We start from the raw sequence: 17,927 nt of genomic DNA on the forward strand, positions 1-17,927 counted from the left end.
GCCATGAACGATGGAGACCACCGCCATGATCATCCTTGCCATACTCGCATCCCTCTTCGCCGTCGGCCTGCTCTGCTGGCTGGTGTTCACGCTTGCCGTCTTCGCTCTGCCCGCCTTTGTCGGCGTGACGACGGGCGCCTGGGCCAACGAGAGCGGCGCCGGCATCGCCGGCGCTGTCGTCGTCGGCGCGCTCGCGGCGGCGATGACGCTCGCCATCGGGCACCTTCTAATCGCCTTCGTCCGCCCGATGTGGCTGAAACTCCTCGTGGCGATCGCCTTCGTCGCCCCGGCGGCGGTCGCAGGTTTCCATGCCACCCATGGCATCGTGAAGCACCTGATGCCGTCCGAGGGGTGGCAGATAGCATTCTCGATCATCGGCGCCGCCGCGGTCGGGATCACCGCCTTCGTGCGGGTCGCTGGAATGGCGGCGACCCCTGGCCCATCCAGCCGGGATCTCGCTCGAGCATGATCTTCGTCGACGTCGTTGCGGCGGACAGAACAGCACCAGGCGAAGCACGTCCTCGTCGCCTCCTGGGTTGCGGATGAAGCGGTTGGTGCTAATCGACGACCGTCCCGGAAAGCGACCCGCGTGGGAGCGCTCGGGGGCAACACCGGCAGCGCACCCGTTCGTGCCCCGAAGGCAGACGCTATCCCGGTGGCGATGGACGGAGATGCTGGAGCAATGCCCTGTCGATAGGAGACGAAGCTGCTAGAGCCTGCCGTGGCGCCGGCTTTGCCGGTGCGGGAGGGCCGCCATTTTCTCCGTTGTCTGACCGTGCCTCGACCGCTCCAAACGGCCTCTTCAATGGCCTGATCTGGCCGAAGGTCGGCTGCGCCTCGATCGCCTATGACGCAACAGCCGCGTCAAACTTTCTTCCCCTGCCGGCTGCGCCGTCATTCCGCGCGGACCAAGAAAGCCCTCCTTAGCTGTCCAGCCCCTTCGGGGTGCGCCGTCGATCGCCTCCGGCCTGTCGATCGCCATCGAGGCCGCAATGGTGCGGGCTCGGGAACGGAAAACGGAGACTTACCATGGCGACCATCGGCACCTTCAAGAAGACCGGCTCGAACGAGTTCACCGGCGACATCGTCACCCTCAGCGTCCAGGCCAAGGGCGTGCGCATCGTCCCCGACCAGCGCGCCAACGGCGAGAACGCCCCCAGCCACCGAGTTCTCGTCGGCCGCGCCGAGATCGGTGCTGCCTGGTCCAAGCGCTCCAACGAGGGCCGCGATTATCTGGGCCTCAAGCTCGACGATCCGAGCTTCAACGCCCCGATCTACGCCAACCTCTTCGACGACGAGGACGCGGACACCTTCTCGCTGATCTGGTCCCGCCCCAACGGTCGGCGCGGAGACTAAGGCCCGAACAAAGGCCCCGGCCAAAAGGCCGGGGCCTTAGCCCGTGGCTGCGACCCGCCGGGACTCTTACTCGCACCAGGCTTGGGCTGCAGGAGAAGCCCCACGCCGCCAACGGTGCAGTGCGATGCGACCGAATCAGTCGGGCCCGAAATTCTAGAAATGGCCCTAGTGTCTGTGGCGACAGAGGTAGTTTGGCTTCCTTCTCTCGCCAAGGACGACTATAATAGTCGTAGTTCTGGCGTGCGAGTAGGTCCGAGTGGGAGGTGATCATGCATGATCACCGCCCGACAATCGAGGGCCGCACGCGCGTTGCTGGGTTGGACACAGGAGACGCTCGCTGACAAGGCCCGGGTATCGCTAACCGCTCTGAAGCGCCTCGAATCGACAAACCGTCTCGAGGTGTATGAGAGCACGCGCGATGAAGTCCGACGGGCTTTTGAGCGTGGCGGGATCGTCTTCCTGAACTCCGACCAAGGCGTGGGAGTGATGGTGGTCCATGGTAAGGACAAGGCCTGAGTATCGACGCGCCGTGACAATCGCACGGTCTCTCGTCTTTGGACCTTGCGCCTCGGACGCGGTAAAATCAGCGTTAACAAACCCCACCAGAATGGATACATCTCTGCACCGGGGGACGCTGTGACCAAAGACAACTTTCTCGATAAACCGCCGGGCGGCGCTTCGCTGACCGCCTATGACGAGGCCCACCTCAAGCTCTACGTGCGCCTGCTCGATGCAGACGCCGATGGCGCTGATTGGCGAGAGGTTGTGCGGGTTCTCTTCGGTCTCGACCCCGACGGCGAGCCTAATCGCGCCGCCGAAGTCTACAACAGCCACCTGGCCCGCGCGAAATGGATGACTGAAAGCGGCTTCTGCCAGCTCCTCGGCCGCCGCGCACACTGAGTGAAGCAAATCCAGCATCACGTTGATGCAACTCAGTTCTTCCCGCTCTGTGTTCAACTTGGAATCGTATCCTCTGCATAACTCGCGTTGCATCAAGTCAAACGGGAGGCTGCGGAGGATGTCCGAAGATAGCGATTGGCGGTCAGAGGCCGCCTATGACTACATAGACCAGCTCACGCCCAGCGACCTTGCCTGGGAGTTCCTGCGTCGCAACCCCGAATACCGGAGTTCATACGCGCAGCTCGTGGCCACTGGACAGATTTCACCCGAAGCCGCCGCCGCCTTCGCGCGGCACTGGGGGTTGCATTTTCGCTGCCGATCCACACGCCAGCGCCCTGTCTCAACCGATCTTCTGGACCCCACAAGTCGATCCCGGCGCAATCGTCCTCGCCGATGGGCCACTCCCTGACGGACGCTCCATCACGGCCGACATGCTGCGTTTGCACGCGACGCTCCAGCATGGCGCTGATCTTCTCAGGCTCGAACTGCGCGGCGAACGCTACGACATCATGCTCGTCGATCCAGATGCACGGGGCCCACTCGGAGTCCACGTTATCTTCGATGACCTGACGCCAGATCGGAAAACGACGCTTGAGCGCTTCTGGAAGGCGATGGCCGGCAAACGGGTGCCGCGCGACCCTCGGCTGACACTGCAGCGCCATCAGCGCGCTCGGCAGATGCTTCGTGTGGTCGACGCTCGCGGCATGGGGGCGACCTATCGCGAGATCGCCGAAGTGATCTTCCCAAATCACACGCATGACGCCGCAAAATGGGTGGACAGCCCTTTTCGCGTGGCCATGAACCGCCTTGTCCGAGATGGCACGGCATTCGTTCGCGGAGGATACCGCACGCTCCTGCGTCGTCCACGCCGCGCTCGCTGATCGACGCAAAGGGGTCGGCGATAAGACCTTAACTTCGTTCCTGCCCAGAACGCCGTCTTCCCGCCACCGTGCTCGCAACCCGCCGCTCATCCGATGCGGCCACCGCGAGACCCCGGAGGCGCGATCATGGCCGAAACAGCCGCCAATTTACCGCAACGCTATCTCAGGACGCAGGAAGCCGCCCGCTTCCTCGGCCTCTCCGAGCGCACGCTCGAAAAGCACCGAACCTACGGAACCGGCCCCACCTACCGAAAGCTGGGCGGCCGCGTCGTCTACGCGGTGGAGGATCTCCAGACCTGGGCAGACCGGGGCCTCGTCACCTCGACCTCCGACCCCCGCGCCGGCACCGTGCTGCCCGCCAAGCGTCAGCCGGCCGCTCCGGCCGCTGGCGGTCGCTTCCCGCGCTGAGACGACCGGCCATGTCGTCCCGCCACCACCATCGCGACGAACGCGCGCAGCTCGATCTGTTCCGGGCGTTGCCCGGCGATCTCGCGCCACGCGATGCGCAGGATCTCATGGCCTATCCCTTCTTCTCGCTCGCCAAGTCCAAACGCCTGGCCCCGATCGACTTCAAGTCGGGCTCCGTCAAAATTCGCGTCGAGGCCGTCCCCGAACACGGCATGGCGACCATCTGGGACGCCGACGTGCTGATTTGGGCCGCGTCGCAGATCGTTGAGGCGCGCGACGTCGGGCTGCGCCCATCGCGACTGATGGCGACCACCCCCTATGAAATCCTCAACTTCATCGGACGTGGTGTCTCGCTGCGCGATTACGACCGACTGAAGGCCGCGCTCGACCGGCTTCAGTCCACGACCGTCGCGACCTCCATCCGCCAGCCGACTGAACGCCGCCTGCATCGCTTCTCCTGGATCAACGAATGGAAAGAGCGCGCCGACGATCGCGGCCGCCCGCTCGGTCTCGAACTGATCGTCCCCGACTGGTTCTACGGCGCGGTCCTAGACGACGCCCTCGTCCTCACCATCGACCGCAGCTATTTCGATCTGACCGGCGGATTGGAGCGGTGGCTCTACCGCTTGGTGCGCAAGCATGGTGGCAAACAGGAGTTCGGCTGGAGCTTCGACTTCCCGCATCTCCACGCCAAGTCCGGCAGCCTCTCACCGCTCAAGCATTTTGCCTACGACCTGCGCGACATTGTCCGTCGCCAGCCGTTGCCCGGCTACCGCCTGACCATCGAGCAGTGCCTCGGCGGTCCCGAAATTCTCTCCTTCGCACCGACCGATCCGGACGCCTTGGGCGTGCCGCGCCGTCGTCGTCGCGCCAACCCCCAGCCTGTGGATAAGCTGTGAAACACCTCGTGCTATCAGGGACCGGCACTATCGTGCCATCGGGGACCGGACTCTCGTGCTATCGGGGACCGAAATCGCCGAATCTGCCTGCTGAATCAGCAACTTGCAGGCCCCGTAACTTATCTAACCAGAATTACTACGTAATTCTTCTAACGCGACCGCACTTTTCGGCCGCTGTGGACGAGTCCCCGATCGCCGGGAGACCGTCATGATCGTCGCGTTGCTGAACCAGAAGGGCGGCGTCGGCAAGACGACGCTAGCCCTGCATCTCGCCGGTGAATGGGCGCGCCGTGGGAAGCGCGTCACGCTGATCGATGCCGACCCCCAGGGCTCGGCGCTCGACTGGTCGCAGCAGCGAAGCCGTGAGGGGTTGGAGCGGCGGTTCGGTGTCGTCGGCCTGGCGCGCGATACGCTCCACCGTGAGGCGCCGGAGTTGGCCCGCGACGCCGACCATGTCGTCATCGACGGTCCGCCGCGCGTCGCCGGGCTTATGCGCTCGGCGCTGCTCGCCGCCGACCTTGTCCTGATCCCGGTGCAGCCTTCGCCGCTCGACGGCTGGGCTTCCGCAGAGATGCTGGGCCTGCTCGGCGAAGCGCGCATCTACCGCCCGCAGCTCGCCGCCCGGTTCGTGCTGAACCGCTGCGCCGCCCGCACCGTGCTCGCCCGCGAGACCGCCGAGACGCTGGCGGATCACGACCCGCCCCTGCTTTCGACCACGATCGGCCAGCGCATCGTCTTCGCCGATGTCTTGCAGACCGGCCGGCTCGCCGCCGAGCAGGACGAGGATTGCCTTGGCGCACGCGAGATCGCCGCGCTCGCGGCGGAAGTCGCGAGGATCGGCGCATGAGCGAGCGGTCCCCGAAGCGCAGCTTTGCGGCACGTCCCGCCGATCCCGAAGACTGGATCAAGGCGCCCGACCGCCACGCCGCGCTTGGCCAGGCTGCCAATAGTTTCTCGGCCCGGCTGACGATCGACGTCACCGCGGACATGCGCGGCCGTATCAAGATCGCCGCCTTTCAGCGCGGCCAGACCGTCGCCGACATGCTGCGCGCGCTGTTCGAGCGCGAATTCCCGCCGCCGTCAGGAGAAGGATCATGACCGGCCTTATCGCCGCGCCCACACGCGCCGGCCGTGCTGCCGCCCAGCCGCCGACCGACGGTCTCACTCAGGTCGAGCTGGTCTGGATCGAGAAGCAGACGGAGCACTGGATCCGCTTCGGCCGCGACGTGCGCGAGCAGATCCTCGATCGCCGCCGCCGTATCCTCTTCTTCCCTCCCGGCGCCGTTTTTGGCCTCGTGCGGTGGGCCTCGAACGAGCACGGGACCGTGCTGTCCCGGCTCGACATCGTGCGGGCTAGCGCTCCCGGCCAGCCCCTTCAGACCGTACCGACCGTGACGCCTGGCGGCGAGGTGCTGCTACGCGCCGAGAGCTGGCCGAAGGTCGAGCGGGTGCTCCAGCTCATCGACGGCATCGAGGCGAGCGGCGTCGATCCGGTGGACGTCGCGCCTGACCATTGGCGCCACGTCCACAACCGCCTCGCTGCCGGCGAAGCACCGCGCGTCTACACCCTGCGGCGTCACCGCGCCTTCCTGCTTCGTCAGGCGATCGGCGCATGATCCGGCTCGGCTACGCCATCGCCACGACCTGCGCGGTGTCTGTCATGGGCGTGATCTCCATCGTCACTTTCGTGCCAAAGGTCATCTGGAACGCCTCCGCCAGCACGCCGATTGGCCTCTACACCATCGATCCCGACCCGTCGCCGCAGCTCACGGATCTGGTCGCTATCCGCGCGCCCGAGCCGCTCGCATCCTTCATGGTCGAGCGAGGCTACATCGGTCGCGGCGTTCCGTTGATGAAGCGCGTCGCCGCGCTTCCAGGGCAGCGCGTCTGCCGGGCCGGTCATGACATCACCGTCGACGCCATAAAGCTCGGTGAGGCGCTCGACCGCGACAGCAACGGGCGTCCATTGCCTGTCTGGCAGGGCTGCCGCGTCGTCGCTGATGGCGAGCTGTTCCTGATGAACTGGCAGGTCCGTGGCAGCCTCGACGGCCGCTATTTCGGACCGCTTCCGGCCTCCGCCGTGATCGGCCGGGCAACCCCTCTCTACACCGACGAGGACGGCGATAGCCGCTTCGTCTGGCGCGCGCCGACGCGGTGACGGCGCTCCCATGCCCCTCTTCACCGCACTCTGAAGGAGACCTCCAATGTCCGTTATCGGTCAATTCATGCGCGAGAACGATGGCTTCATCGGCCACCTGACGACGCTGTCGCTGCACCAGGACATCATCATCGTTCCAGCCGAGCCGTCCGATGCAGAGAACGCGCCCGACTTTCGCGTCCATGTGCTCGACACCATGAGCAACGAGACCGGCGCGGAGATCGGCGCTGGCTGGAAGCGCACCGGCGAGAAGGCGGGCGACTACGTCTCGCTACAGCTCGACGACCCGACCTTCGCTCACCCGATCCGCGCCAATCTCTTCCAGTCCGCCGACGACAAGGCCGCCTGGGGCCTGCACTGGAACCGCCCGCCCAAGCGCAGCGAGCGGGACTGAGCGATGCCCATCGCCCGCAGCCTGCCTGCCGCCGGAGGGAGGATCACCCTCCGGCGCGCAGCCTTCCTTCTCCTTTCCGGCCTGATCCTTCTCGCGCCGGGCGCAGGCCCTGCACACGCGCAGCAGGCGCCGGCCGAGCGGCCGTCATCCCGCGATCCCTATGGCGCTTACATCGCCGAGGCGGCGCAGCGGTTCGGCGTTCCCGAAGCATGGATTCGGGCCGTCATGCGCGTCGAGAGCGCAGGCGATGTACGCGCCATCTCTTCGGCCGGCGCGATGGGCCTGATGCAGGTCATGCCCACAACGTGGGCCGACTTGCGCGTCCGGCATCGGCTCGGCGGCAATCCCTACGACCCACGCGACAATATTCTGGCGGGCGCCGCGTATCTGCGCGAGATGCACGACCGCTACGGATCGCCCGGCTTTCTGGCGGCCTACAATGCCGGTCCGGGCCGCTACGAAGAGTATCTCGCTGGCCGCGCGCTGCCGGCCGAAACGCGCGCCTATGTCGCGACGCTCGCGCCGATTGTCGGCGGCGGTGACCTCAGCGGCCCCGTCAGGGTGGCCGCCGCTGATCCGCTCGCCTGGACCCGCGCGCCGCTCTTCGTCGTGCAGTCGTCCGGCATTAAGTCTGCCGTGCCGCTGCAATCTGACAGTACGTCCGATGACGCTACCGCAGCAATCTCGGAGCGCGATCAAGGTCCGTCGGCTTCACGCACCGAAGGCCTTTTCGTTGCAAGAAGCGTCTCCGGTGGTCCGCGATGACCGCGTTCGCACCTGATCGGGCCGTGGCGTGCTCTGGCGGACGGAAAGCGGTCCGCAGAGGAGGAGACGACAGCACAACCGCACGATGGCGAGATAAAAGCCGGCGATGTGCGGCTTGGTGCGGTCGTGTGTTTTCAGAGGCTTATGGCGCATTTGCGCGAGGTGCGCCTGATCGGCGCAGCCTGCGCATTCGCCATTTCGTCAAGGATTATCGCGCGTTTGCGCGATGTGCGGGGCCTCGACCATGAGCGGCGAGGACGATTTCCGCATCCGGCCCGGCCGCATCCGTTCGACCCGTGCGCAGCAGGCGCGGCCCTTCATTGCCCAGGCGCTCGCCGCCGCACAGCGGGCCGGTGGACGCGTCTCGCGCTCCGGCCAGATCAGCAAGGGCAATCGCTCCCGGTTCGGCCGCGGTCAGCGCGCGACCGTGCAGGCGAACCGATTGCTCACCAGCCGATCGCGCAACGTTGTCATCAAGACGCGCGTCGTCCGTCATGGCGCTCGCGCCGCGCCGCTCAGCGCGCACCTCAGCTATCTCCGGCGCGAGGGCGTTACCCGGGATGGGGAGAAGGCCCGGCTGTTCGGTCCTGAGACCGAAGACGCCGATCCCAAGGCCTTCGCCGAGCGGACCCAGGACGACCGGCATCATTTCCGGTTCATCGTCTCCCCCGAGGACGCGACGGAGATGTCCGACCTCAAGACCTACGCCCGCGACCTGATGGGGCAGATGGAAAACGACCTCGGCACCAAGCTCGATTGGGTCGGTGTCGATCACTGGAACACGGACAATCCGCACGTCCACATCATCCTGCGCGGGCGCACGGACGACGGCCAGGACCTCGTTATCTCCCGCGACTACATCAAGGAAGGCATGCGCGCCCGCGCGCAGGATCTCGTCACGCAGGAGCTGGGGCCGCGCACCGATCACGAGATCCATCGCAATCTGGAACGGCAGGTCGATGCCGAACGCTGGACCAACCTAGATCGGCAGCTTGCCCGCGACAGCTATCGCACGGGCGTCGCCGACTTCGCCCCACATCCCGATCGGCAGCCAGACGAATTCCACGCGCTGAAGGTCGGTCGCCTGCGCAAGCTGGAGACACTCGGCCTCGCCGATCAGGTCGGCCCCGGCCAGTGGGTCGTATCGGAGAATGCCGAGAAGACGCTGCGCGCGCTCGGCGAGCGCGGCGACATCATCAAGCGCATCCACCGCGGCCTGACCGAACGCGGCATCGAGCGCGGCGCCGCGAGCTATGTGCTCGCCGGCGAGAGCATCGACGATCCGGTCATCGGCCGGCTGGTCGATCGCGGCCTCGATGACGAGCTGAAGGGCACGGCCTATGCCGTGGTCGACGGGACCGACGGCCGTACGCACCACATCAAACTGCCCGATCTCGACGCGGCCGGTGACAGCGCGCCGGGCTCGATCGTCGAACTACGGAAATTCGACGATGTGCAGGGACGCAGGCGGGTCGCGCTCGCCGTGCGCTCGGATCTCGATATCTCCGCCCAAGTCAACGCCACCGGCGCGACCTGGCTCGACCGGCAGGCGATCGCCCGCGAGCCGCTAGCGCTCGGCGGCGGCGGCTTCGGCGCGGAGGTGCGTCAGGCGATGGACCGGCGCGCCGACCATCTCATCAACCAAGGGCTCGCCGAACGGCAGACGCGCGGCGTCAGCTTCTCGCCCGGACTGATCGACACACTGCGCCAGCGCGAGGTGGAGGCCCTCGGCGAGAAGCTCGCGGCGGAGACCGGCCGGCCTTTCACCAAGGCCGGGACAGGCGAGTATGTGGCAGGGACCTATCGGCAGCGCTTCGCACTCGCGTCCGGCCGCTTCGCCATGATCGACGACGGGCTCGGCTTCCAGCTCGTGCCCTGGACGCCATCCCTCGAACGCCAGCTTGGCCAGCACGTCTCCGGCGTCTCACGCGGCGCCGGCGTCGACTGGAGCTTCGGCCGCAAACGCGGTCTCGGCATGTAGCCCAATCAAGAAAGGAGTAACCGCCATGTCGGCGACCAAGATTCTGTGGGGCCAGCTTATCACCGTCTGCCTTATCGTGCTGATGACGACTTGGGCCGCGACGCAATGGACGGCCTACCGGCTCGGCTTCCAGCCCCAGCTTGGGCAGCCGTGGTTCGAGCTGGCTGGCTGGCCGATCTACTATCCCCCGGCCTTCTTCTGGTGGTGGTACTTCTATGATGCCTATGCCCCGCCGATCTTCGTCGAGGGCGCTTACATCGCCGCCTCTGGTGGCTTCATCGCCATCGCGGTCGCGATCGGCATGTCGGTCTGGCGAGCGCGCGAGGCCAAGAATGTCGAGACCTACGGCTCGGCCCGCTGGGCGCGCCCTGACGAGGTGAAGGCAGCGGGGCTGCTCGGACCCGACGGCGTCGTGCTCGGCAAGCACGAGAAAGACTATCTCCGCCACGATGGCCCCGAGCATGTGCTGTGCTTCGCTCCGACGCGATCCGGCAAGGGCGTCGGCCTCGTCGTGCCGTCGCTGCTGACCTGGCCGGGCTCCGCCATCGTCCACGACATCAAGGGGGAGAACTGGACGCTGACGGCAGGCTTTCGATCCCGCCACGGCCGCGTGCTGCTGTTCGATCCGACGAATGCGAAGTCGGCGGCCTACAACCCGCTGCTCGAGGTGCGGCGCGGCGAGTGGGAAGTCCGCGACGTGCAGAACATCGCCGACATTCTCGTCGACCCGGAAGGATCGCTCGAGAAGCGAAATCACTGGGAGAAGACGTCGCACGCGCTCTTGGTTGGCGCGATCCTGCACGTCCTCTATGCCGAGGCCGACAAGACCTTGGCCGGCGTCGCCGCCTTCCTCTCCGATCCGAAACGGCCGATCGAGTCGACCCTCGCGGCGATGATGAAGACGGCCCACCTCGGCGAGGCCGGCCCGCACCCGGTGATCGCCAGCGCCGCCCGCGAACTCCTCAACAAATCCGACAACGAGCGGTCCGGCGTGCTGTCGACGGCGATGTCGTTCCTCGGACTCTATCGAGACCCGGTCGTCGCCGAGGTCACCCGGCGCTGCGATTGGCGCATCGTGGACATTGTCGGCAGCAAGCACCCGACCACGCTCTACCTCGTGGTGCCGCCGTCGGACATCAACCGCACCAAGCCGCTCATCCGCCTGATCCTCAATCAGGTCGGCCGCCGCTTGACCGAGGACCTCCAGGCGAAGGGCAACCGCCATCGGCTGCTGCTCATGCTCGACGAATTTCCCGCGCTCGGCCGCCTCGACTTCTTCGAAAGCGCGCTGGCGTTCATGGCGGGTTACGGCCTGAAGGCCTTCCTCATCGCCCAGTCGCTGAACCAGATCGAGAAGGCCTATGGGCCGAACAACTCGATTCTCGACAACTGCCATGTTCGCGTGAGCTTTGCCACCAACGACGAACGCACCGCCAAGCGGGTATCGGACGCACTCGGCACAGCCACCGAGATGAAGGCGATGAAGAACTATGCCGGGCACCGGCTGTCGCCGTGGTTGGGGCATCTGATGGTCTCGCGCTCCGAGACTGCCCGGCAGCTTCTGACGCCGGGCGAGATCATGCAGCTTCCCCCATCGGATGAGATCGTCATGGTCGCGGGCATCCCGCCGATCCGGGCGAAGAAGGCCCGATACTACGAGGATCGGCGGCTTCAGGAGCGCATCCTGACCCCGCCGACTCTGACAAAGCCGCGAACAGGTCAGGCCGACGACTGGAGTAACCTGGCGCTGCCGACGACGCCGGATCTCTACGCGCCGATCGGTGCGCAGGAGGAGGCAGCGGACGATGATCCGACAGAATCCGAGCGCCGTCGCCAGCCGGAACTGAGCCGAACGAAGACCGTCGAGCGCAAGGATATCATCGAAAACGAGTTCGAAATCGATCCTCGCGATGACGTGGAGGAGGATGCCGCGCGCCTCGGCCGCATGAACCAGACCATGCGCCAGGTTGCCCGTCAGGCCTCGCTCGACCCGGGTGACGGGATCGAATTGTAGGGGCCGGCCGTGACGAAACCTCCCAAGAAGCAGCGGCTGTCGGTCTATCTCGATCCCGATGTGATGAAGGCGCTCGCCGCTCACGCCGCGCGGCGAGACCTGTCCCTGTCGCTGGTCGCGGAAGCCGGCATCGCCTCCTTCCTGTCGCCTGATGCCGCGGAACGGCAAGAGGCGGCCACCGCCAAGCGGCTCGACCAGCTCGATCGTCGCATGGCGCGGATGGAGCGCGATCTTGGCATATCGGTCGAGACGCTCGCCGTGTTTATCCGCTTCTGGCTGACGTCCAACCCGCCACTGCCAGAGCCGGCGCAGATCGCGGCGCGTGCGAAGGCCGCCGAGCGCTACGAAGCTTTCGTCACGGCCCTTGGCCGACGACTCGCGCAGGGACCGAAGCTCAGGCAGGAAATTGCGGAAGACATCCCCGCGCGCGACGCGGAATAATCACTGATCTCCGCATCACAAGTATTCGGGCATTCCGCCGTTTCCCTGTCTTTGTACGCCACAGTACGACGGCCACATGATGGTTGTTGTCAGGCCATGATTTCTGCCTCTTCTACTCATCCCCGATCCAGGGCCGCCTGTCGCGGTCCCGCAAGAGAACGGGGACGACGTGGCGGCCACTCACCAGAAATCGGAGGCGATCCTTCGCGGTGCGCGGATGCTGCGCACGGCCCTGGGGCCGGCGATCGCCACCTTTCTGGAAGATCCCGCGATCGTCGAGGTGATGCTCAACCCCGATGGGCGGCTCTGGGTCGACCGGCTCTCGGAGGGCCTCTCTGACACCGGTGAACGCCTCTCGCCGGCCGATGGCGAGCGCATCATTCGCCTGGTCGCGCATCATGTCGGCGCCGAGGTTCATCCCGGTGCCCCGCGCGTCTCGGCCGAGCTGCCGGAAACGGGGGAGCGGTTCGAGGGGCTGTTGCCGCCCGTCGTGTCCGCGCCGGCGTTCGCGATCCGCAAGCCCGCGGTCGCGGTGTTCACGCTCGACGACTACGTTGCCGCCAGCATCATGGCCGCAGGCCAAGCCGAGACGCTGCGCCAGGCTGTCGCCGATCGTCGAAACATCCTCGTTGCAGGCGGCACCTCGACCGGCAAGACCACGCTCACGAATGCGTTGCTCGCCGAGGTCTCGAAAACCTCGGACCGCGTCGTCCTGATCGAAGACACGCGCGAGCTGCAATGCGCCGCGCCGAACCTAGTCGCCATGCGAACGAAGGACGGCGTCGCTTCGCTCTCCGACCTTGTCCGCTCCTCGCTCCGCCTTCGTCCCGATCGCATACCGATTGGCGAAGTGCGCGGAGCTGAGGCGCTCGACCTCCTGAAGGCCTGGGGCACGGGCCATCCCGGCGGCGTCGGCACGATCCACGCGGGCACCGCCATCGGCGCGCTGCGCCGGATGGAGCAGCTCATCCAGGAAGCCGTCGTCACCGTCCCGCGCGCCCTCATCGCCGAAACGATCGATCTGGTCGCCGTGCTCTCCGGCCGTGGCGCATCGCGCCGCCTCGCCGAACTCGCCCGCATCGAGGGTCTCGGCCCCGACGGCGACTACCGCGTCACCCTCGCAACCCAGCCCCCCACAGGAGACCTGTCATGATCCAGCACGCCCTGCGCATCCACCGCCATATCGCGACAGCGGTATCCGTCACATTCGTCTCGTTGGCTCTGGCGCCGGCCGCCCACGCGTCGGGTTCTTCGATGCCCTGGGAAGCCCCGCTCCAGTCGATCCTCGAATCGATCGAGGGGCCGGTCGCCAAGATCATCGCCGTGATGATTATCATCATCACCGGCCTGACGCTCGCCTTCGGCGATACGTCGGGCGGGGCGCGCAAGCTCATCCAGATCGTCTTCGGCCTGTCGATCGCGTTCGCCGCGTCGAGCTTCTTCCTGTCGTTCTTCTCGTTCGGCGGCGGAGCGCTTGTCTGATGGCGGATGGCGCGGACCATCGCGGCGAGGTGCCGGGCTTTTCCGTCCCGGTTCATCGGGCGCTGACCGAGCACATCCTGCTCGGCGGCGCCCCGCGCTCGCTCGCCATCCTCAACGGTACGCTGGCCGCCGCGCTCGGTCTCGGTCTTCGCCTCTGGCTCGTCGGCTTGGCGCTGTGGGCGGTGGGCCATTTCGCGGCCGTCTGGGCGGCCAAGCGCGATCCGCAGTTCGTCGATGTCGTGCGCAAGCATCTGCGCATTCCCGGTCACCTGTCGGTCTGAGGGGCGACGCCGATGATGAACCTTGCCGAATATCGCAACCGCAACGCCCGCCTCGCGGACTTCCTGCCTTGGGCCGCCCTGGTCGGCGAAGGCGTGGTGCTCAACAAGGACGGTAGCCTGCAACGCACCGCGCGTTTTCGCGGCCCCGATCTCGACAGCGCCGTCCCGGCCGAGCTGGTCGCCGTCGCCGGCCGGCTCAACAACGCATTTCGCCGCCTCGGTTCGGGCTGGGCCATTTTCGTCGAGGCGCAGCGCCACGGCGCCGCGACTTATCCCGCCAGCATGTTCGCCGACAGCGCCTCCGCGCTCGTCGACGTCGAACGCAAGGCCGACTTCGAAGAGGCCGGCGCGCATTTCGAGTCCAGCTACTTCCTTACCTTCCTCTATCTGCCGCCGGCCGAGGATGCCGCCCGTGCCGAGACCTGGCTCTACGAGGGCCGGGACCACGCCGGCGTCGACGCGCGGGAAGTGCTCCGCAGCTTCGTCGATCGCACCGATCGTATCCTCAACCTGATCGACGCCTTCATGCCCGACTGCGCCTGGCTCGATGACCCCGAGACGCTGACCTATCTCCATTCGACCGTCTCGACGAAACGTCATCGCGTCCGCGTGCCCGAGACGCCGATGTATCTCGACGCGCTGCTCGCCGATCAGCCGCTTACCGGCGGCCTGGAGCCCCGGCTTGGAGACGCCCATGTTCGCATCCTCACCATCGTCGGTTTCCCCACCGCGACGACGCCCGGCATCCTCGACGAGCTGAATCGGCTCGCCTTTCCGTATCGCTGGTCGACCCGGGCGATCCTGCTCGACAAAACAGACGCCACCAAGCTGCTGACCAAGATCCGGCGGCAGTGGTTCGCCAAGCGCAAGTCGATCGCCGCCATCCTCAAGGAGGTGATGACCAACGAAGCCTCCGCCCTGGTCGATACCGATGCGGCCAACAAAGCGGCCGACGCCGATATGGCCCTGCAGGAGCTGGGCGCCGACTATGCCGGCCAGGCCTATGTGACGGCGACGATCACTGTCTGGGACGACGATCCGCGCATCGCCGCCGAGAAGCTGCGGTTTGTCGAGAAGGTGATTCAGGGCCGCGACTTCACCGCGATGCCCGAGACGATCAACGCCGTCGACGCCTGGCTCGGCACGCTGCCCGGCCACGTCTACGCCAACGTTCGCCAGCCTCCCATCAGCACATTGAATCTCGCCCACATGATCCCACTGTCGGCGGTGTGGGCGGGACCGGAACGGGACGAGCACTTCGATGCACCCCCACTACTTTACGGCAGAACGGAGGGCTCGACCCCGTTCCGGCTTTCCATCCATGTCGGCGACGTCGGTCACACGCTGATCGTCGGCCCGACCGGCGCTGGCAAATCGGTCCTGCTGGCGCTGATGGCGCTGCAATTCCGGCGCTATCCGCAATCCCAGGTCTTCGCCTTCGACTTTGGCGGATCAATCCGCGCCGCCGCGCTCGCTATGCGGGGCGACTGGCACGATCTCGGCGGCGGCCTCACCGAAGGCGCGGATGACAGTGTCTCGCTTCAGCCGTTGGCCCGCATTAACGATGTCGCCGAGCGGGCCTGGGCCTCCGACTGGCTGGTCGCGATCCTGGGGCGCGAAAGCGTATCGGTGACGCCCGAGGTCAAGGAGCACCTCTGGTCGGCACTGTCGTCGCTGGCGTCGGCGCCGGTCGCGGAGCGCACGTTGACGGGTCTGTCCGTCCTGCTTCAGTCCAACGATCTGAAACAGGCGTTGCGACCTTACTGTGTCGGCGGCCCCTACGGCCGGTTGCTCGACGCCGAGGCCGAACATCTAGGCGAAGCCCATGTTCAGGTCTTCGAGACCGAAGGACTGATCGGCACCGGCGCCGCCGCCGCCGTGCTCGCCTATCTTTTCCATCGCATCGAGGACCGCCTCGACGGTCGCCCGACGCTGCTGATCGTCGATGAAGGTTGGCTGGCGCTGGACGACGAGGGCTTCGCCGGCCAGCTCCGCGAATGGCTGAAAACGCTGCGCAAGAAGAACGCCAGCGTCATCTTCGCCACCCAGTCACTCTCCGACATTGACGGCTCGGCGATCGCGCCTGCCATCATCGAGAGTTGCCAGACCCGCATCCTGCTGCCGAACGAACGCGCGATCGAGCCGCAGATCACAGCCGTCTATCGCCGCTTCGGTCTGAACGACCGCCAGATCGAGATCCTCGCCCGGGCGATGCCCAAGCGCGACTATTACTGCCAATCGCGGCGCGGCAACCGGCTGTTCGAGCTGGGCCTGTCCGACGTGGCGCTGGCGCTCTGCGCCGCCTCATCGAAGCAGCACCAGGCACTGATCGCCGAGGTTCACGCCCGCAGCGGCACCGACGGCTTCCTCGCCGCGTGGCTCGGCGAGAACCGGCTCGGCTGGGCCGCCGACCTCATCGCCGACCTCACCAACGTCACACCTCAAACCGATTCGGAGGCACGCCCATGACCCGTTCCGTTCGTTCCCGCTCGCGCGCGTTGCGTATGACCGCCGCGCTGCTTACGGCCTCTGCCGCCGCGATCCCGTTCATGGCCGCGCCTGCCCACGCACAGTTTGGCGGGATCGTGTACGACCCCACCAACTACGCTCAGAACCTCCTGACCGCCACGAGGGCGCTTCAGCAGATCAACAATCAAATTACGTCGCTTCAGAACGAGGCGACCGGTCTGATCAATCAGGCGCGCAACCTTGCGAGCCTCCCGTTTTCCTCTCTCCAGCAGCTCCAGCAATCCGTCCAGCGGACTCAACAGCTTTTGGGCGAAGCACAGCGCATCGCTTATAATGTGCAGAATATCGACCAGGCGTTCCGCACCACATACGGTAGCGCCTCGATGTCCGCCTCGGACCAGCAGCTCGTCGCCGGCGCGCGCGAGCGCTGGCAGAATACCGTCGGCGGCCTGCAGGACGCGATGCGCGTCCAGGCGGGCGTGGTCGGCAATATCGACACGAACCGCAGCGAGATGTCGGCGCTGGTCGGCCAGAGCCAGGGCGCCACCGGCGCGCTGCAGGCAACACAGGCCGGCAATCAGCTTCTTGCGCTGCAAGCGCAGCAACTCGCCGATCTCACCGCTGTCGTCGCCGCAAACGGTCGCGCGCAGAGTCTGACCGAGGCCGAACGCGCGGCCGCGGCCGAGCAAGGTCGCGAGCAGCGCCGTCGCTTCCTGACGCCGGGCAGCGGCTACCAGCCGGGCAATGCCCGCATGTTCCCGAACGGCAACTGAGGGCGCGGCCATGGACGGCAAGATGCTCGCCCGGCTAGGCGCCGTCGTGTTCGTTGCGGTCGCGATCACTGCGACCGCCATCGAGATGAGCCGGAAGGAGGAAGCGCCCGAGGCGTGGCCGTCGGGCCGCGGGGCCGTGACTGCGGCTGACCCGTTGCGGGACGAACTGATCCGCTGCCAGGCGCTCGGCGAAGCGGGTCCCCGCGATTCGGCCTGCCTGCGGGCCTGGGCCGAAAACCGCAACCGCTTCCTCGCGCCCGGCGCGCGACCTGCCGAGCGACTGCCGGATATGCCCCCAGCGCCGCGAAACGACACCACGCGCCAACCGGGCAGCACCGATCAGCCGGCCTTGGAGCCCGCCCCGCTGATCGCGCCGCCGCAGCTAGACGAGGCGAGATAGCATTATGGGCGGCACCGGCGTCATCGACCACTTCCTCGAGGTCTTCACTCGCTACATCGACAGCGGTTTCGGTCTGCTCAGCGGCGAGGTCGCCTTCATCGCCACAACGCTGATCGTCATCGATGTAACGCTTGCGGCGCTGTTCTGGAGCTGGGGCGCCGACGACGACATCATGACGCGGCTGGTCAAGAAGACCCTGTTCGTCGGCGTCTTCGCCTACATCATCGGCAACTGGAACAACCTCGCCCGGATCGTCTTCGAAAGCTTCGCCGGCCTCGGCCTAAAGGCCAGCGGCACCAGCTTCTCGACCGCAGACCTCATGCGT

The 17,927-nt window shown here is 66.5% G+C and carries 24 protein-coding genes; all 24 read left to right on the top strand.

Translation table 11 applies throughout. From position 1 onward, the window contains the following. The first annotated feature begins 25 nt into the window (after positions 1-25). On the top strand, positions 26-469 hold the full coding sequence (locus RBJ75_RS28210) for a hypothetical protein (RefSeq protein ID WP_044414411.1): 444 nt from the start codon (positions 26-28) through the stop codon (positions 467-469). A 560-nt stretch (positions 470-1,029) separates the two neighbouring features. Beyond that, positions 1,030-1,356: a DUF736 domain-containing protein gene (locus tag RBJ75_RS28215; protein ID WP_044414410.1), complete on the top strand. Its 327-nt coding sequence runs from the start codon at positions 1,030-1,032 to the stop codon at positions 1,354-1,356. A gap of 273 nt (positions 1,357-1,629) precedes the next feature. Then, positions 1,630-1,872: a multiprotein-bridging factor 1 family protein gene (locus RBJ75_RS28220; RefSeq protein WP_276156547.1), complete on the top strand. Its 243-nt coding sequence runs from the start codon at positions 1,630-1,632 to the stop codon at positions 1,870-1,872. Positions 1,873-1,992: 120 nt separating this feature from the next. After that, on the top strand, positions 1,993-2,256 hold the full coding sequence (locus RBJ75_RS28225; RefSeq protein WP_080901132.1) for a DUF2285 domain-containing protein: 264 nt from the start codon (positions 1,993-1,995) through the stop codon (positions 2,254-2,256). Positions 2,257-2,374: 118 nt separating this feature from the next. After that, positions 2,375-2,665 carry a transcriptional regulator domain-containing protein gene (locus tag RBJ75_RS28230; protein WP_234707467.1) on the top strand — a complete coding sequence of 97 codons (291 nt, stop codon included), beginning with the start codon at positions 2,375-2,377 and terminating at the stop codon, positions 2,663-2,665. 22 nt (positions 2,666-2,687) lie between these two features. Continuing rightward, a complete protein-coding gene (locus RBJ75_RS28235; RefSeq protein ID WP_152647785.1) occupies positions 2,688-3,137 on the top strand; it encodes a DUF2285 domain-containing protein in 450 nt (149 codons plus the stop codon). A gap of 126 nt (positions 3,138-3,263) precedes the next feature. Further along, a complete protein-coding gene (locus RBJ75_RS28240; protein WP_044414549.1) occupies positions 3,264-3,545 on the top strand; it encodes a helix-turn-helix transcriptional regulator in 282 nt (93 codons plus the stop codon). An 11-nt stretch (positions 3,546-3,556) separates the two neighbouring features. Continuing rightward, positions 3,557-4,444 (top strand): replication initiator protein A, encoded by an 888-nt coding sequence (locus tag RBJ75_RS28245; RefSeq protein WP_044414548.1) that lies wholly within the window; start codon positions 3,557-3,559, stop codon positions 4,442-4,444. Between the two features lie 208 nt (positions 4,445-4,652). Then, the gene (parA, locus tag RBJ75_RS28250; protein WP_044418118.1) at positions 4,653-5,291 is read left to right on the top strand and encodes a ParA family partition ATPase; all 639 of its coding nucleotides are present in this window, start codon (positions 4,653-4,655) and stop codon (positions 5,289-5,291) included. Then, entirely contained in the window at positions 5,288-5,542 is a 255-nt protein-coding gene (locus tag RBJ75_RS28255) for a hypothetical protein (RefSeq protein ID WP_044418116.1), read from the top strand. Before parA ends, RBJ75_RS28255 begins: the two co-directional genes overlap by 4 nt. After that, entirely contained in the window at positions 5,539-6,060 is a 522-nt protein-coding gene (locus RBJ75_RS28260; protein WP_044418114.1) for a DUF2840 domain-containing protein, read from the top strand. The genes RBJ75_RS28255 and RBJ75_RS28260 overlap by 4 nt, the downstream gene beginning before the upstream one ends. Beyond that, positions 6,057-6,602: a S26 family signal peptidase gene (locus RBJ75_RS28265; RefSeq protein ID WP_044418112.1), complete on the top strand. Its 546-nt coding sequence runs from the start codon at positions 6,057-6,059 to the stop codon at positions 6,600-6,602. The genes RBJ75_RS28260 and RBJ75_RS28265 overlap by 4 nt, the downstream gene beginning before the upstream one ends. 46 nt (positions 6,603-6,648) lie before the next feature. Then, positions 6,649-6,996: a DUF736 domain-containing protein gene (locus RBJ75_RS28270; RefSeq protein WP_044418110.1), complete on the top strand. Its 348-nt coding sequence runs from the start codon at positions 6,649-6,651 to the stop codon at positions 6,994-6,996. A gap of 3 nt (positions 6,997-6,999) precedes the next feature. After that, a complete protein-coding gene (locus RBJ75_RS28275; protein WP_044418108.1) occupies positions 7,000-7,761 on the top strand; it encodes a lytic transglycosylase domain-containing protein in 762 nt (253 codons plus the stop codon). A 244-nt stretch (positions 7,762-8,005) separates the two neighbouring features. Then, on the top strand, positions 8,006-9,742 hold the full coding sequence (locus RBJ75_RS28280; protein WP_276156546.1) for a relaxase/mobilization nuclease domain-containing protein: 1,737 nt from the start codon (positions 8,006-8,008) through the stop codon (positions 9,740-9,742). A 25-nt stretch (positions 9,743-9,767) separates the two neighbouring features. After that, complete coding sequence (locus RBJ75_RS28285; RefSeq protein ID WP_044418699.1) at positions 9,768-11,756, top strand: conjugal transfer protein TraG; 1,989 nt, start codon at positions 9,768-9,770, stop codon at positions 11,754-11,756. A 9-nt stretch (positions 11,757-11,765) separates the two neighbouring features. After that, positions 11,766-12,197, top strand: a complete 432-nt coding sequence (locus RBJ75_RS28290; RefSeq protein WP_044418698.1) for a hypothetical protein — start codon at positions 11,766-11,768, stop codon at positions 12,195-12,197. Between the two features lie 169 nt (positions 12,198-12,366). Beyond that, positions 12,367-13,350 carry a P-type conjugative transfer ATPase TrbB gene (gene trbB, locus RBJ75_RS28295; protein ID WP_276156545.1) on the top strand — a complete coding sequence of 328 codons (984 nt, stop codon included), beginning with the start codon at positions 12,367-12,369 and terminating at the stop codon, positions 13,348-13,350. Beyond that, entirely contained in the window at positions 13,347-13,679 is a 333-nt protein-coding gene (locus RBJ75_RS28300) for a TrbC/VirB2 family protein (protein ID WP_276156544.1), read from the top strand. Before trbB ends, RBJ75_RS28300 begins: the two co-directional genes overlap by 4 nt. Then, positions 13,679-13,960, top strand: a complete 282-nt coding sequence (locus RBJ75_RS28305; protein ID WP_044415520.1) for a VirB3 family type IV secretion system protein — start codon at positions 13,679-13,681, stop codon at positions 13,958-13,960. Before RBJ75_RS28300 ends, RBJ75_RS28305 begins: the two co-directional genes overlap by 1 nt. A 12-nt stretch (positions 13,961-13,972) precedes the next feature. Beyond that, positions 13,973-16,429: a conjugal transfer protein TrbE gene (gene trbE, locus RBJ75_RS28310; RefSeq protein ID WP_276156543.1), complete on the top strand. Its 2,457-nt coding sequence runs from the start codon at positions 13,973-13,975 to the stop codon at positions 16,427-16,429. Then, the gene (gene trbJ, locus RBJ75_RS28315) at positions 16,426-17,202 is read left to right on the top strand and encodes a P-type conjugative transfer protein TrbJ (RefSeq protein ID WP_044416198.1); all 777 of its coding nucleotides are present in this window, start codon (positions 16,426-16,428) and stop codon (positions 17,200-17,202) included. The genes trbE and trbJ overlap by 4 nt, the downstream gene beginning before the upstream one ends. 10 nt (positions 17,203-17,212) lie before the next feature. Next, positions 17,213-17,602, top strand: coding sequence for a putative entry exclusion protein TrbK-alt (gene trbK-alt / locus RBJ75_RS28320; RefSeq protein ID WP_044416200.1), 390 nt, complete (start codon positions 17,213-17,215; stop codon positions 17,600-17,602). 4 nt (positions 17,603-17,606) lie between these two features. Then, positions 17,607-17,927 (top strand): type IV secretion system protein (locus RBJ75_RS28325; RefSeq protein ID WP_317529048.1); only part of this gene is annotated, 321 nt, incomplete at its 3' end.

The sequence above is a fragment of the Rhodopseudomonas sp. BAL398 genome, from assembly GCF_033001325.1.
Classification (GTDB): domain Bacteria; phylum Pseudomonadota; class Alphaproteobacteria; order Rhizobiales; family Xanthobacteraceae; genus JARJEH01.